Origin of the sequence: Flavobacterium sp. CYK-55 (genome assembly GCF_018413465.1) — a bacterium.
Taxonomy (GTDB): Bacteria; Bacteroidota; Bacteroidia; order Flavobacteriales; family Flavobacteriaceae; genus Flavobacterium.
The window spans coordinates 82,779-98,741 of record NZ_JAHCDK010000008.1 but is presented as its reverse complement, the minus strand read 5'-3'; the positions used below and the strand labels follow the sequence as shown (position 1 = coordinate 98,741).

Annotated in this window: 15 protein-coding genes; 12 read left to right on the top strand and 3 right to left on the bottom strand. The window is 42.5% G+C overall.

The window, feature by feature from the left end:
- Positions 1-19: 19 nt before the first annotated feature.
- From KIH23_RS09860 to feoB, 3 genes are all read left to right on the top strand, one after another.
- Positions 20-688 (top strand): SCO family protein, encoded by a 669-nt coding sequence (locus KIH23_RS09860; protein WP_213213318.1) that lies wholly within the window; start codon positions 20-22, stop codon positions 686-688.
- 82 nt (positions 689-770) lie between these two features.
- Complete coding sequence (locus KIH23_RS09855) at positions 771-998, top strand: ferrous iron transport protein A (RefSeq protein ID WP_213213317.1); 228 nt, start codon at positions 771-773, stop codon at positions 996-998.
- Between the two features lie 9 nt (positions 999-1,007).
- On the top strand, positions 1,008-3,116 hold the full coding sequence (feoB, locus tag KIH23_RS09850) for a ferrous iron transport protein B (protein WP_213213316.1): 2,109 nt from the start codon (positions 1,008-1,010) through the stop codon (positions 3,114-3,116).
- Positions 3,117-3,238: 122 nt separating this feature from the next.
- Here the strand turns inward: feoB and KIH23_RS09845 are convergent, their stop codons facing one another.
- Genes KIH23_RS09845 through KIH23_RS09835 form a run of 3 tightly spaced genes read right to left on the bottom strand, consistent with a single transcriptional unit; the run spans position 3,239 to position 6,227 of the window.
- On the bottom strand, positions 3,239-3,673 hold the full coding sequence (locus KIH23_RS09845) for a hypothetical protein (RefSeq protein WP_213213315.1): 435 nt from the start codon (positions 3,671-3,673) through the stop codon (positions 3,239-3,241).
- A complete protein-coding gene (locus tag KIH23_RS09840) occupies positions 3,648-4,310 on the bottom strand; it encodes a metal-dependent transcriptional regulator (protein WP_213213353.1) in 663 nt (220 codons plus the stop codon). Before KIH23_RS09840 ends, KIH23_RS09845 begins: the two co-directional genes overlap by 26 nt.
- A gap of 39 nt (positions 4,311-4,349) precedes the next feature.
- Complete coding sequence (locus KIH23_RS09835) at positions 4,350-6,227, bottom strand: Nramp family divalent metal transporter (protein ID WP_213213314.1); 1,878 nt, start codon at positions 6,225-6,227, stop codon at positions 4,350-4,352.
- A 77-nt stretch (positions 6,228-6,304) separates the two neighbouring features.
- On the opposite strand from KIH23_RS09835, the gene KIH23_RS09830 reads away from it, so the two are divergent.
- The 9 genes from KIH23_RS09830 to KIH23_RS09790 all read left to right on the top strand — a co-directional run bounded on the left by KIH23_RS09830 (position 6,305) and on the right by KIH23_RS09790 (position 15,951).
- Complete coding sequence (locus KIH23_RS09830) at positions 6,305-7,036, top strand: transporter (RefSeq protein WP_213213313.1); 732 nt, start codon at positions 6,305-6,307, stop codon at positions 7,034-7,036.
- Positions 7,036-8,175 carry a lycopene cyclase family protein gene (locus tag KIH23_RS09825; RefSeq protein WP_213213312.1) on the top strand — a complete coding sequence of 380 codons (1,140 nt, stop codon included), beginning with the start codon at positions 7,036-7,038 and terminating at the stop codon, positions 8,173-8,175. The genes KIH23_RS09830 and KIH23_RS09825 overlap by 1 nt, the downstream gene beginning before the upstream one ends.
- A 96-nt stretch (positions 8,176-8,271) precedes the next feature.
- The gene (locus KIH23_RS09820) at positions 8,272-8,682 is read left to right on the top strand and encodes a BrxA/BrxB family bacilliredoxin (protein ID WP_213213311.1); all 411 of its coding nucleotides are present in this window, start codon (positions 8,272-8,274) and stop codon (positions 8,680-8,682) included.
- Positions 8,683-8,898: 216 nt separating this feature from the next.
- On the top strand, positions 8,899-10,251 hold the full coding sequence (locus tag KIH23_RS09815; RefSeq protein ID WP_213213310.1) for a rhodanese-related sulfurtransferase: 1,353 nt from the start codon (positions 8,899-8,901) through the stop codon (positions 10,249-10,251).
- Positions 10,251-11,492, top strand: a complete 1,242-nt coding sequence (locus tag KIH23_RS09810; protein WP_213213309.1) for a peptidase U32 family protein — start codon at positions 10,251-10,253, stop codon at positions 11,490-11,492. Before KIH23_RS09815 ends, KIH23_RS09810 begins: the two co-directional genes overlap by 1 nt.
- A complete protein-coding gene (locus KIH23_RS09805; RefSeq protein ID WP_213213308.1) occupies positions 11,492-11,722 on the top strand; it encodes a ferredoxin in 231 nt (76 codons plus the stop codon). The genes KIH23_RS09810 and KIH23_RS09805 overlap by 1 nt, the downstream gene beginning before the upstream one ends.
- Before the next feature lie 162 nt (positions 11,723-11,884).
- Positions 11,885-13,183 (top strand): stage 0 sporulation family protein, encoded by a 1,299-nt coding sequence (locus KIH23_RS09800; protein ID WP_213213307.1) that lies wholly within the window; start codon positions 11,885-11,887, stop codon positions 13,181-13,183.
- The gene (locus KIH23_RS09795; RefSeq protein WP_213213306.1) at positions 13,167-13,649 is read left to right on the top strand and encodes a gliding motility lipoprotein GldH; all 483 of its coding nucleotides are present in this window, start codon (positions 13,167-13,169) and stop codon (positions 13,647-13,649) included. Before KIH23_RS09800 ends, KIH23_RS09795 begins: the two co-directional genes overlap by 17 nt.
- A 4-nt stretch (positions 13,650-13,653) precedes the next feature.
- Positions 13,654-15,951 (top strand): transglycosylase domain-containing protein, encoded by a 2,298-nt coding sequence (locus KIH23_RS09790; protein WP_213213305.1) that lies wholly within the window; start codon positions 13,654-13,656, stop codon positions 15,949-15,951.
- Positions 15,952-15,963 lie beyond the last annotated feature (12 nt).

The window sequence follows — 15,963 nt, the reverse complement described above, 5'->3', positions numbered from 1 at the left end:
TTGTTACAAATTTTAAAACATGCTTGAATTCTTTAAAAAACTGCGCATTTTCTTTGGGATTATGGCGGTTATATCTATTATATGTATTGCTTTATTTTATCAGGCGCTCAAACCCAAAAAAACACTTCCAATCTACAATCCTGCCGACGTAAATCCAGAAATGGTAGATAGTACGGTTCAATACGTCCAAAAATACCACACCATCTCTGATTTTTCATTCATCAACCAAAACGGCAAAACCATCACCCAAAAAGACTATGAAGGAAAAATTTATGTGGCTGATTTTTTCTTTACTACTTGCGGTTCGATTTGTCCGATTATGACCCGAAATATGGTCGATGTACAAAAAGCTTTTCTGAAGAATCCGAAGGTGATGATTCTCTCGCATACCGTTATGCCGGATGTTGACAGCGTTCCGGTGCTCAAAAAATATGCGCTTGAAAAAGGCGTGGTTGATGCCAAATGGAATCTGGTCACCGGTGACAAAAAAGACATTTACAGTATGGCGCGCAAATCATATTTAGCCGTCAAATTGGGCAAGCCTTCTGAGCTTTATGATATGGTTCATACCGAAAACTTTGTTTTGGTTGATGCCAAACGTCGCGTACGCGGATTTTACGACGGAACCAAAAAAGAAGAAATCCAGCGGCTCATTGACGATATCAACTGGCTTTGCACCGAGGAATAAAATTTTGATAAAACTGATTTTTATCATTTCACTTTTCTATTTAATCGTTACTTTTGCAATCTAAATTTAATCTAAATAAGACTTGCAAACACATCTTTGTCATCTTAAAAAAGGCGAAAAAGCCATCATCAAAGATTTTGATGTTGAAGCTATTCCGCTCAAATTACTCGAGATGGGCTGTTTGCCGGGCAATTTAGTTGAGCTCATTCAAGTGGCGCCTTTTGGGGATCCGCTCTATTTGAATATCAACGGTGCGCATGTAGCTATTCGGTTAGAAACGGCTTGTATTATTGAAATTGATGGCCTTTAATCGGATGTTATGAAAAGTAAACAAACCATCAATGTCGCACTGATTGGCAATCCGAATACCGGAAAAACTTCTGTCTTTAATCAACTCACCGGACTCAACCAACAAGTCGGAAATTATCCGGGCATTACCGTTGAAAAAAAGGTCGGATTTTGCAAACTTCCGGGCAACATCAAAGCCAACATTCTTGATTTACCGGGCACATACAGCCTCAACGCGAGTTCTATGGACGAAAATGTGGTCATTGAACTCTTGCTCAATAAAAATGACCAACTTTTTCCGGATGTAGCAGTAGTGATTGCCGATGTAGAAAATCTCAAGCGCAATTTGTTGCTTTTTACCCAGATTAAAGATTTAGAAATTCCTACTATTCTGGTCATCAACATGGCCGACCGCATGCAATACAAAGGAATTTCATTGGATATTGGGGTTTTAGAAGAAAAACTCAAAACCAAAATCGCACTCATCAGTTCACGCAAAGGCATCGGCATTGAAGCTTTAAAAGAACTCATCGTCAGTTATAAATCACTATCAACCGAACCGTGTGTCAACGCTTCGAGTATTGATCCGGAGTATTTTGATCGCCTGCGAAAAACGTTCCCGAACCAATTGCTCTATAAACTTTGGCTCGTGATTACCCAAGATGTCAACTTTTTAAATTTAGAACGAAAAGAACTCGACAGCAGTTTTACGCGTTCACACGCTGATTTAAAAAGATTACAACAAAAAGAAACCATCAAACGCTATCAGTTCATCAATGAAGTGCTCAAAGAAGGGCAAAAAATTGACACCGCCAACGCCAAAGACTGGCGCAGCAAAATTGACCGCGTGCTCATGCATCAATTTTGGGGTTATGTGATTTTCTTTATGATTTTGGCTGTGATTTTTCAATCTATTTTTGATTGGTCGCAGATTCCAATGGATTTTATCGACAGCTCATTTGCCGCGCTCAGTGCTTCTGCCAACCAACATTTGGCGCCGGGCGTTTTGACCAGTCTGATTTCAGAAGGCATTATTCCGGGCATTGGTGGCATTTTGATTTTTATACCACAGATTGCGTTTTTGTTCATGTTCATTTCAATCCTTGAAGAAAGCGGTTATATGAGCCGTGTGGTTTTTTTGATGGATAAAATCATGCGCCGATTCGGGCTTTCGGGCAAAAGTGTAGTTCCGCTCATCTCGGGCACGGCCTGCGCTATTCCGGCTATTATGGCCACCCGCAACATCGAGAATTGGAAAGAACGACTCATTACCATTTTAGTCACGCCTTTTACCACTTGCTCGGCGCGTTTGCCCGTTTATGCCATCATCATTGCCCTAGTAATTCCTGACGAGTATGTTTTAGGAATTGTGAATTTACAAGGATTAACCTTGATGATTCTGTATTTGGTAGGTTTTGGTATGGCCATTCTCTCGGCGTATATTCTGAATAAGGTACTCAAAATCAAGAGTAAATCATACTTTGTGGTTGAAATGCCCAACTACAAATTACCTATGTTCAAGAATGTTTCTATCAATGTGATCGAAAAAACCAAATCGTTTGTTTTTGGCGCCGGAAAAATCATTTTGGCGCTATCTGTAATCTTATGGTTTTTGGGTTCGCACGGACCGGGCAACGATTTTGAAAATGCAGCATCGATTGTCAAAAATAAGTATGAAAATCAGGGCACTTCCGTAGATGATACGCAGCTTGAGAACCATATTGGCGAATACAAACTCGAACATTCCTACATCGGAATTGCCGGAAAACTCATCGAGCCCGTAATTCAACCTTTGGGTTATGATTGGAAAATCGGTGTGGCCGTGGTGAGTTCTTTTGCCGCGCGCGAAGTTTTTGTCGGAACCTTGGCCACCATCTACAGCGTGGGCAATCAAAGCGATGAAGAAGCCACCATTAAAGAGCAAATGAAACGCGAGGTTCGCCCCGATGGAAAACCAACTTTTACCATGGCTTCGGGCGCATCGCTGCTGTTGTTTTATGCCTTTGCCATGCAATGCATCAGTACCTTGGCTATTGTGAAAAAAGAAACCAACTCTTGGAGATGGCCCATGATTCAGCTTTTGATTATGAGTGGTTTGGCTTATTTAGTGGCGCTATCAGCTTATCAAATTCTACAGTAATAATGCAAGAAATTTTAGCTTATTTGATTTTGGCTTCTGCTGTTTTGTTCTTGGTCAAAAAGTTTTTTTTCAAACCCAAGAAAAAGAAAAACTGCTCAAATGACGATTGCGGTTGTCATTAATTATTGAATATCTACAAAAATAGAATAGCTTTTGGGCGAAGTCTTGACGCCTGATTTTGGTCTGGGAAGCAAGCTTAAACTTTTTATTTTTTCAACCGGAATGGACAGTGTTTCTGCCAACCAAGTTTTATTTTCATCAATATTTTTAGCAGCAAAAGTGATGATTTTTTCATCCGTCCATTTTCCGTTTTTATATACCGAAACCAACACTTCTGCCTCACCTGCCCATATACATTCTGAGCCTTCCGGGCAGCGTGAATCTGATATGACTTCTTTGAGAAAAACCTGCGCGCCTGATTTTTTGAGTGTTGTTTTATACGTAATTGAAAAGTCGCGCAACGAAGTTTTTTTCTTCTTTTTTTGTGCCGATGCTGATAATGCGCACAAACACAGCATCAACAGTGCTAAATTACTTCTCTTGAATAATCTTAACATAGAGATGATGGGCAATTTTGTTAGAAATGACATGAGTTTGTTCATTAATTTTGACTTTTAAAGATAAGTCAAATTCTTCAATCGATAAGATTTTAATCGGTGTGCCCAAGGCAATTTTGTGGTTGTCCAGATATTTCAAAAACGCCGCTGACGAATCTTTCACGCCCACGCATTGACACGCTTGTCCGGGCGCAACTTCTGACAACAACACTTTTTCAATAGCGACGATGTTGCCCTGTCGGTCTGGAATTGCGTCGCCATGCGGATCACGCGTTGGGTTCCCCAAAAAATCATCGAGTTTATTAATCAGTTGTTCCGATTTAATATGTTCGAGTTGTTCGGCTATATCATGTACTTCGTCCCACGCAAAATGCAGTTTATCCACCAAGAAAAACTCCCACAAACGATGCTTGCGCACAATCATTTTAGCCGCTAGTAAACCTTGTTCTGTGAGTGAAACGCCTTGGTATTTTTTGTAGAAAATCCAGTTTTTATCCGCCAGTTTTTTGAGCATATCGGTCACCGATGACGCTTTGGTTTCCATCTTTTCAGCAATAGCATTTGTACTCACTTCGCTTTGGGTTGCTTGGGTAAGATGATAAATGGTTTTGAGGTAATTTTCTTCAGAAAGTGTCATTTTTGTAGGCATTTTTGGCCATTTTAATTCAAAGATAAATCAATCTTGGTGTTTGACAATATACAGCGGAACCGATACTTCATGTCGTACTTTATCAACGGTGGTTCCGAGCAACAAATCTTTAAAAGTATGGTGGCCGTGTGTGCCCATAATGAGCAAATCAAATGCTCCTTGGTTGACAATGGTTGAAATAGCACGCCCAGGCTTGCCGAAGCCAAGTTTGGTATGCACCGAAAAACCTTTGTCTGTAAGCATTTGGTAATATTCGTGCAATAGCTTTTCATCCACCGTGGTTTCGTGGTCAATAATATCATTGCCATACATCATCGCGCCAACGGTTTCAACAATGTGTATGAGCGTATATTCAGCGTCTTTTCCGCCCAAATCAATGGCGTGTTGCAAAGCTCTTGAATCGGCCTGCGAAAAATCAACCGTTATGGCAATTTGCTTGCGCGCATAATTTTTATGAGTATCAATGGTCAAGGACAAATGATGCGGCGAATGGTTGAATGTTTTTTGTTTTGCTTTCGAGAAGAAGGGCTTGAATACGATGTACAACAGCAAAACCAAAAATCCAATGGCAGCCGGAACCACCGTAAAAACAAGCAAAGTCGCGTTTTCTGAAGTCATCAGCCAATTCGAGATTTCGTCATATACCAAACGAACGTTGAGCGAAACTATAATCAAAGCAACTATCCACGAAGCAATTTGCGTGATTTTGCCTATCTGAAAACCCTTCATTTTGACCGGATCGCTCACAAAATGAATCAACGGAATAATGGCAAAACCCAACTGCAAACTCAAAATTACTTGGCTCAAAATGAGTAATTTTCCGGTTACGGACTCGCCAAAAACTACAATGGCCACTACAGCCGGAACAATAGCAATCAAGCGTGTAATAATGCGGCGCACCCAAGGTTGAATGCGCAAATTCAAATAACCTTCCATGATGATTTGCCCTGCGAGTGTACCGGTAATGGTCGAGCTTTGTCCGGCAGCAATCAAAGCAACAGCAAATAATATGGGCGCCCATTCTGAACCCAACATCGGCGCCAATAATTTGTGCGCATCTTGAATTTCGCTTACTTCATAAAGTCCGTTGTTGTAAAAAGCGGCGGCGGCCAAAATTAAAATCGCGGCATTGACAAAAAAGGCCAAGTTGAGCGCGATGGCACTGTCAATAAAATTGTATTTGAGCGCTTGACGGATACCTTCCGGATTGCGATTGAATTTACGGGTTTGCACCAGCGATGAATGCAAGTACAAATTATGGGGCATCACCGTAGCTCCTATGATTCCGATGGCAATATACAATGCGGCTTCATTGGGTAAACTCGGAATCAAGCCCGAAGCCATTTTCCCGAGTTCGGGCTGTGCAAATATCATTTCGGCGATGAACGAAAGGCCAATAATCATGATGAGCGCAATGATAAAAGCTTCCATTTTTCGGATGCCTTTGTGAATCAAGAACAACAGTAAAAAAGTGTCTAAAACGGTAATGATTACACCTTGAATCAGCGGTAACCCGAAAAGTAAATTAATACCGATGGCCATTCCGAGTACTTCGGCCAAATCACAGGCAGCAATGGCAATTTCAGCCAAAAAATACAAGATGTAATTCACAAACGGCGCGTAAGTTTCACGCGAGGCTTGTGCCAAATCGCGCTGGGTAACAATGCCCAATCGCGCACTCAGACTTTGCAGCAAAAGCGCCATGACATTGCTCATCAGCAAAACCCAAATAAGTGTGTATCCAAACTGACTTCCGCCGGCAATATCAGTCGCCCAATTGCCTGGATCCATATAACCTACACTGATCATATACGCCGGGCCTAAAAAAGCGAGGATGCGTCGGAATCCAGATCTTTTCTGATCAGTCATTACTGACTCATTGACTTCTTCTAATGACTTGCTCATAGTAGTTTTTTGACAAATATATAAACTTTAATTTGTCTTGAGTAAATATTTTTTTAGGTTTGTCTAAATTTAATTTTATGAACAAACTAAACATTTTACTATTCTTGATTTCACCGAATCTTTGGAGCCAATCGCCTATTCAATGTGATCGCCCTGACCAGACCGAAACGCCCTTCACGGTTCCGAAAAATCGATTCCAAATAGAGTCGGGTTTTAGCTATAAAAAAGACGTTGATCACCACAACTACAGTATACCATCAACTTTGTCTAAATATGGTTTAACCCAAAAAATGGAATTACGACTCATTACCGAATGGAACATTGAGAATTATCCCGCGGAGCATCTTTCAGGATTACAGCCTATTCAGCTGGGTTTTAAAATCAATTTGTGCGATGAAAAAAACGCACGCCCAAAAACTTCTTTGATTGCGCATGTGGTGATGCCCAAAATAGCTTCGGCTGATTTTAAAGCAAATCATCTCGGCCCGAATTTTCGCTTTACGATGCAACACACACTTTCAGAAAAATTAAGTTTGGGGTATAATCTGGGTGCGCAATGGAGTGCTGATGATTTGCGCAGAACCTGGCTGTACACCGCTACTTTGGGCTACAGCCTGTCAAAAAGTTGGGGTTGTTATGTTGAAGTTTTTGGGTTTGCGCCGCAATTTGAATCGGCCAACCACAGTTTTGACGGCGGATTTACTTATTTGATTTCGGATGATTTTATGTTAGATTTGTCTGCGGGCAAACGCATCGCCGGCGTAACCGCAGAGTATTACACGGCTTTAGGCGTTTCATTTAGAATTTGATGCAGCATTATCACTACATATTTACCGGTTCGGGTTTGGCGGCGCTGATGACCGTTTACGAAATGTTGCAAGATGAATTCTACCTCGACAAGCGCATTTTGCTTTTGGATACCGATGCCAAAAAAACCAACGACCGAACTTGGTGTTTTTGGGACAGCCAAAATGAGTTTGAAAAACTAACGCATCGCGTTTGGCCCAAAGCTTTGTTTGCCGATGAACATTTTAGTCGCACTTTTGACTTGGCGCCTTACCAATATAAAATGTTGCGCGGTGCCGATTTTTATCGGTTTGTTTTTGATGAAATACAGCAGCATCCGAACATTGATTTTGTGCAAGAAACCGTGATTGATTTTGAACAAATGGGGCAACATTGCACGGTAAAAACCCAAAGCAGAAGCTACACTTGCAACTATATTTTCAATTCGATTTTTCGTCCAGAAAGGGTTGTCGCGCAACAAAAATATCCGCTGGTGCAACAGCATTTTGTGGGCTGGCTGGTCAAAACCGAACAACCCGTTTTTACGCCAGATTGCGTGACTTTTATGGATTTTTCGGTGGCGCAAAAAGGCAACACTCGTTTTATGTATGTTTTGCCAATGTCTGAAAATGAAGCGCTGGTAGAATATACTTTGTTCTCGGCTGATTTACTCGAAAAACAAGCCTACGAAACCGAAATAAAAGCTTATTTAGAAAAACTCGGCGCCGCTGAATTTGAAATTCTTGAAACCGAGCAAGGCAACATTCCGATGACGTGTTACCCGTTTTGGAAACACAACCAAGAGCGCATTTTGCACATAGGTTCTGCCGGTGGTTGGACCAAAGCCAGTACCGGTTATACCTTTAAAAACACACTAAAAAAATCAAAGCAACTCGCTCAGTTTTTAAAATCCAAAACGGATATGCGCGCCTTTCACAAAAAGAACCGCTTTTGGTTGTATGATTTGTTGCTGATTGATATTTTGTACCACAAAAACCAAATCGGGAGTCACATTTTTGCGAGTATGTTCCGCCGCGGCCAAGTTGAGCCTATTTTTAAATTTCTCGACGAAGAAAGTTCATTAGCCGAAGATTTGAACATTATTTTGCGCTGCCCGAAACGCTGGTTTATCTTGGCGCTCGTGCATCGGATTTTTAAATAATTTACAGACGATTTATAACAAATCTTTATGGTTTGTGACCCAGGCGCAACTAAAAATGTTTGTATTTTTGCCCAGCATAACTTAAGATTAAAAACTATGTATCCAGAAGAAATGGTAAACCCAATGCGTGCTGAACTTACAGACGCCGGTTTTCAGAATTTATATAGCGCTGCCGATGTTGAAAACGCTTTGAAACAAGCCGGAACTGCTTTGGTGGTTGTGAACTCTGTTTGCGGATGTGCCGCACGCAATGCGCGCCCGGGCGCAAAAATGAGTTTAAACGGAGCTAAAAAACCAGACCAATTGATTACGGTTTTTGCCGGAGTAGATAGAGAAGCGGTTGATGCTGCGCGTCAGCATATGTTTCCGTTTCCGCCGTCGTCGCCAAGCATGGCTTTGTTTAAAGACGGAGAACTCGTGCACATGTTAGAGCGCCATCATATTGAAGGCCGTCCGGCGGAGATGATTGCCGAAAACCTCATGGACGCTTACGCAGAATTCTGCTAAAAAAAGCTTTTTTTGAAAAACCTAACCCCAGCTGTGTGTTGGGGTTTTTTTATGGAACGGATTTGCGTGAGGGATGGCAGCCAGGTGCCGCGCACCGCGAACAGCCCGACCCGCAGGGGCACGCCCAAAACCTTTGGCTCATTGAAATAAAAATGTACCTTTGCCGGCGAATTCCGCCAATGTGAATTCATATATCTCACTTAATACGTTTATAGCATGCAACTGTACAACACATTAAGCGCAGAAGAAAGAGCCCGGCTCATTGACGAGGCTGGGCAACAACGCCTCACGTTATCTTTCTATGCGTATGCCAAAATTGAAGATCCCAAAAAATTTCGTGACGATTTATTTTTAGCTTGGAATGCACTCGATGCGCTGGGCCGAATTTATGTAGCCCATGAAGGCATTAATGCGCAAATGAGCGTTCCGGCCGACCATTTTGAGGCTTTTCGCGAAACCTTAGAAGTTTATGATTTTATGCGCGGCATTCGGTTGAATGTGGCTGTAGAGCAAGATGATCATTCGTTTTTAAAGCTCACCATCAAAGTGCGTCACAAAATTGTGGCCGACGGTTTGAGCGATGAAACTTTTGACGTAACCAACAAAGGCGTGCACCTCAACGCCCGAGAATTCAATGCGATTTTAGACGATCCGAATACGATTGTGGTTGATTTTAGAAATCACTACGAAAGCGAAGTTGGTCATTTTAAAGGCGCGATTACCCCGGATGTTGAAACGTTTCGCGAGTCATTGCCCATCATCAACGAGCAACTCAAAGATTTTAAAGAAAATAAAAACCTCGTGATGTATTGCACAGGCGGTATTCGCTGCGAAAAAGCCAGTGCCTATTACAAACATCAAGGTTTTCAGAATGTATATCAGCTGGAAGGCGGCATTATCAACTATGCCAAGCAAATCAAAGAAGAAGGTTTAGAGAGCAAATTTATCGGGAAGAATTTTGTGTTTGACCACCGTTTGGGCGAGCGCATTACTGATGATATCATAGCGCAATGCCACCAATGCGGTGCGCCTTGTGACAACCATACCAACTGCGCCAATGAAGCTTGTCATTTGTTGTTTATTCAATGCGACAGCTGTATGGCCGCTATGGAAAACTGCTGTTCTACCGAATGCCAAGAGTGGATTCATTTGCCGATGGACGAGCAAATTCGCCGCAGAAAAGGTTTGCAAGTGGGCAATAAAATTTTTAGAAAAGGAAAGTCTGAAAATTTAAAATTCAAACATTCGGGTGAACTTTCGGCTACTCCGTTGGCCAAAGCGCCGAGCGATATTCGTCAAAAAATCAAAGTCAAAAAAATCTTGTTGGGCAAAGTCGAGCATTATTTTGTCAAGGCCGGCGTTGGTTTGATCGAGCTGAAAAATGGTTCGTTGCAAATAGGCGATACGATAATTATATCGGGGCCAACCACCGGAGAACAAACCCTGACGTTGTCTGAATTCAAAGTCAACGGACAAGAAAACACCTCAGCGCATGCCGGAGATAAAGTAACTTTTGAAGTGCCTTTTAGAGTGCGTTTGTCTGATAAAGTTTATAAAATTATTGGCTAATGACAAGCTCAGGAAAAATTGAACTCATGGCGCCCGCCGGGAACTTTGAGTCGTTACAAGCCGCGTTAGACAACGGCTGTGATTCGGTGTATTTTGGGGTAGAACAACTCAATATGCGCGCTCGAGCAACGGTTAACTTTACCTTAGAAGATTTATCTGAAATTGCCCGTCGCTGCAACGAGAAAAACGTACGCACTTACCTTACGCTCAACACGATTATTTACGACCACGATTTATCCATCGTCAAAACGCTTTTGACCCAAGCTAAAGAAGCCGGTATTACTGCGGTGATCGCTTCAGACCAAGCGGTGATTGCCTCGGCGCGTAGTTTGGGCATCGAAGTACACATTTCAACCCAGCTCAACGTCACCAATGTCGAGACGGTTCGGTTTTATAGTTTGTTTGCTGATACGATAGTTTTGTCGCGCGAATTGAGTTTGCGTCAAGTAAAGAAAATCACTGAAACTATTGAAAAAGAACAAATCAAAGGTCCGTCAGGGAACTTGGTTGAAATTGAAATTTTTGGTCACGGCGCCTTGTGCATGGCGGTTTCAGGAAAGTGCTATCTAAGCTTGCATTCGCATAATTCTTCGGCCAATCGCGGAGCTTGCAAGCAAAATTGTCGAAAAAAATATACGGTCATTGATCAAGAAAGCGGTTTTGAAATTGAAATCGACAACGAATATATGATGTCGCCCAAAGATTTGTGTACGATTGATTTTTTAGATCAAATCATCGATGCCGGCGTTCAGGTTTTGAAAATTGAAGGACGCGGACGCGCTGCCGATTATGTAGCCGCTGTAACGCGAACCTATCGCGAAGCTATTGATGCCATTTACGAACAAACCTACACCAAAGAACGCGTCAACACTTGGATGGAAACGCTTTCGACGGTATACAACCGCGGTTTTTGGAGCGGTTATTATTTGGGTCAAAAACTCGGCGAATGGAGCGACAATCCGGGTTCAAGCGCCACGCAGAAAAAAGTATATGTGGGCAAAGGCATGCATTACTTTGCCAAATCGGGTATTGCCGAATTTAAAATTGAAGCGTACGACATCAAAAAAGGCGACCGAATGCTCATTACCGGACCTACTACCGGCGCACAAGAGTTTGAGCTCGACGACTTTTTGGTCAATGATGCCGAGGCCGACAAAGCAGGCAAAGGCGACAGTTGTACGTTTAAAATTCCGTTTCGCATTCGCTTGTCGGACAAACTCTATAAAATGGTTGAAGCCTAATGGTCATTGTTACTTTACAACGCGATAAATGCATTGGTTGTAACTACTGTGTAGAAATGGCACCCGGGCAATTTCAGATGTCGAAAAAAGACGGAAAGTCGGTGCTGTTGAAATCGGTCAACAACAAAGGATTTCACACGCTCAAATCACCCGACCACAGCATTGAAGAAGCTTGTTTTTTGGCTGAAAAAGCTTGTCCAGTGAACATCATATCGGTAAAATCAACCTAAAAATATTTTTTAAAAAAAGTCTGAAACCATGAAAATCAGACTTTTTTTATGCCTTCTTGTCCATTTTTATTTGGCCAGCCTATTACCGAAAAAATACTATCTTTACGCTCGAAACGTTTGTGAAAAGTAGTGGCGCGGCCACGATCAATATATATTCAATTTATGGCATGTAACAGTTGTTCCACCGCTGACGGCTCTGCGCCGAAAGGGTGTAAAAATAATGGGACTTGCGGCACCGATAGCTGCAACAAACTAACGGTTTTTGATTGGCTTTCAAACATGAGTTTGCCGGGCGGTCAAGAACCTTTTGATTGTGTTGAAGTTCGTTTTAAAAACGGACGCAAAGACTTCTACCGAAATACCGAAAAACTCACTTTAAGCATTGGCGATATTGTGGCTACCGAAGCTTCGCCGGGTCATGACATTGGTATTGTTACCCTGACCGGAGAATTGGTACGCGTACAGATGAAGAAAAAAGGCGTTCAGCCCGAAAGCCCTGAAATCAGTAAGGTTTACCGCAAAGCTTCGCAAAAAGACATTGATATTTGGTCGGCTGCCCGCGATCGTGAAGAACCGATGAAAGTGCGTGCCCGCGAATTGGCTATTGCGCACAAACTCGAGATGAAAATTTCGGATATTGAATTTCAAGGCGACGCGTCAAAAGCTACTTTTTATTACACCGCCAATGACCGCGTTGATTTTAGAATGTTGATTAAAGATTTTGCCAAAGAATTCAGTATTCGCATTGAGATGAAACAAGTTGGTTTTAGACAAGAAGCTTCTCGTTTGGGCGGAATTGGTTCGTGCGGACGCGAACTTTGTTGCTCAACTTGGCTTACTGATTTTAGAAGCGTCAATACTTCGGCGGCGCGTTATCAGCAATTATCGCTCAACCCGCAAAAATTGGCCGGACAATGCGGAAAACTCAAATGTTGTTTGAACTACGAACTCGACACGTATTTAGATGCGTTGCAGGATTTTCCAGATTTCGACACCAAATTATACACTGAAAAAGGCGATGCAACTTGCCAAAAATTAGATATTTTTAAAGGGCTGATGTGGTTTTCATATACCGATAGCCCAGCGGCTTGGCATATGCTCAACATAGAGCAAGTCAAAGAAATCATGGCCGAGAATAAGCAGAAAAAGAAAGTAGCTTCGTTGGAGGACTTTGTGGTTGAAGTGGCTAAAGAACCAACTGAAGACTTCAACAACGCCATGGGTCAAGAAAGTTTAACGCGCTTTGACAAACCCAACCGCAAACGCAGCAAACCCAACAAAAAGAAAAAGCCAGCTGGTGAAGCGCGCAGCTCTGAAGCTCAGCCACAAGCGCAACCGCAAGCCAATAATAATAGCGGCGGAAATACTTCAAACCAAAATCAAGGCGGCGGTGGAAATCGCCCTAAAAACAAACACCACAAACACAAAAAGAATCCGAACAGAAATGAGCCTAAAAACTAGTCTTTTTTATCTTTTGACTTTGATTCTTCTTGTCTCTTGTGATAAGAAGCGTGTTTTTGACGAGTATCATTCAGTGGGGAAAAGTTGGAACAAAGACACCATTGTCAGTTTTGATTTACCCAAAGTCGACACCCAAAAAACGTACAATTTGTACCTCAATTTGCGCGACAACAACGATTACCCATACAACAATATTTTCTTGATTGTTTCTTTGCAACAACCCAACAAAAAAACGATTGTTGACACGCTTGAATACCAAATGGCCGACCCTGAAGGCAATTTGCTCGGTGATGGTTTTACCGATGTTAAAGAGAGCAAACTGGTCTACAAAGAAGGTTTTCGCTTCATGCCCGGAGCATACAAAGTACAAATCAAACAAGCCATCAGACAGACTGGTAAAGTAACCGGTGTGGTGCAACTCGATGGTATTACCGAAGTTGGATTTAGAATAGAAAAAACGAACTAAACTTATGGCAACGCATCACAACCCTATGCCCGAGAAAAATCTGGAATACTACAAAAAGAAATTCTGGAAAGTTTACCTGTACACGCTTGGTGGTTTCTTTCTGTTTTTTTTGTTTGCGTCGTGGGGTTTGTTCGGATCGATGCCTTCATTTGAAGATTTAGAAAATCCAGATTCGAATCTCGCTACTGAAATCATTGCTACTGATGGCGCTACGATTGGTAAATTCTACAATGAAAACCGTACGCCGATTAAATATTCCGACCTTCCGAAACATCTTGTTAATGCCTTAGTGGCTACCGAAGACGAGCGTTTTTACGAGCATTCAGGTATTGATGGACGACGCACTTTGGGCGCAGCCGTCAAGCTCGGTTCAGATGGTGGAGCCAGTACGCTGACCCAACAATTGGCCAAATTGTTATTCCACGGTGAAGGCTCACGTTTTTTGCCGCTGCGTATCATTCAAAAAGCCAAAGAATGGATCATAGCCATTAAACTCGAGCGTCAATACACCAAAAATGAAATCATTGCCATGTATTTTAACAAGGCCGATTTTGTCAATACCGCGGTAGGTATTCGCTCGGCAGCCAAAGTATATTTCGGAAAAGAGCCGCGTGATTTAACCGTTGACGAAGGTGCAATGCTTGTGGGTATGCTCACCAATCCGTCGTTGTACAATCCGGTGCGTCGATTAGAAAAAGTACAAAAACGCCGCAATGTGGTTTTGGGCCAAATGGTGCGCAACGGGTTTTTGAGTGAAACCGAAAAGAAAACCCTCGAACAAAAACCCATTGTGTTGCATTTTCAACCCGAAAGTCACACCGACGGAATCGGAACATACTTCCGTGAGTATTTACGCGACTTCATGAAGAATTGGGCCAAAGAAAACAAAAAGCCCGACGGTGGTGAATACGATATTTACAAAGACGGTCTGAAAATTTATACAACCATTGATTCGCGCATGCAAACCTATGCCGAAGAAGCCATGAAAGAGCACTTGCCGAATTTGCAAGCCGAGCTCAGAAGTCAGCAAAAAGAAAACAAAAATGCGCCTTTTGTGAATATCTCTGACGATGAAACCAAAAAGCTCATGACCAAAGCGATGAAGAATTCAAGTCGCTGGAAAATCATGGCCGACCAAGGGAAATCTGAAGACGAAATTGTCAAATCATTCGGCGTAAAAACCAAAATGAAAGTCTTTACCTGGAAAGGTGAACGCGATACCGTCATGACTCCAACCGATTCGATTCGCTACTACAAAAGCTTTTTGCAAACCGGAATTATGGCTATGGAACCACAAACCGGACACATCAAAGTATGGGTGGGCGGCATCAATTATAAATATTTTCAGTATGACCACGTAGGTCAAGGAGCACGTCAAGTAGGCTCAACCTTTAAGCCGTTTGTGTATGCCACGGCCATTGAGCAACTCAATATGTCGCCTTGTGATTCGATTATTGACAGTCCGTTTATGATCCACAAAGGGCGTCACCACGTTACCGAAGATTGGGAACCGCGCAACTCCGACAACCAATACCGCGGCATGGTCACACTCAAAAAAGCTTTGGCGAATTCGATCAATACCGTTTCGGCCAAACTCATTGACAAAGTCGGCCCTGAAGCTGTGGTTGATTTGACCAAGAAATTAGGGGTAAAATCAGATATTCCGGTGCAACCATCCATTGCGCTCGGTGCCGTTGAAATCACGGTGGAAGATATGGTCGCAGCCTACAGTACTTTTGCCAATGAAGGTGTGTACATCAAACCGCAATTCATCACGCGCATCGAAGATAAAAACGGAGTTGTGGTTTATGAACCAACCCCGGAATCGCATGATGTACTCAACAAAGACATTGCTTTTGCGGTGATTAAATTACTCGAAGGAGTTACCGAAGGCGGTTCAGGAGCTCGTCTGCGCACACAAGGCGGAGGCAACGGTTACAACCGCGTTACCGGATATCCGTATGTATTTACCAATCCGATTGCCGGAAAAACCGGAACCACACAAAACCAATCTGACGGCTGGTTTGTGGGTATGGTGCCCAATTTAGCCACCGGCGTTTGGGTAGGTTGCGAAGATCGTTCGGCGCGTTTTAAAGGCATTACCTACGGACAAGGCGCCACAGCCGCACTTCCCATTTGGGCTTTGTTCATGAAAAAATGTTATGCCGATTCATCGCTCAACGTTTCTAAAACTGATTTTGAACGTCCGGCTAATTTATCCATCAAAGTTGATTGTTGGGCGCCGGTCAAAGACACTACAGACACCGAATTTGAACAAGATACCGATGAATTCGGAATATAAATTCGAAAAAAC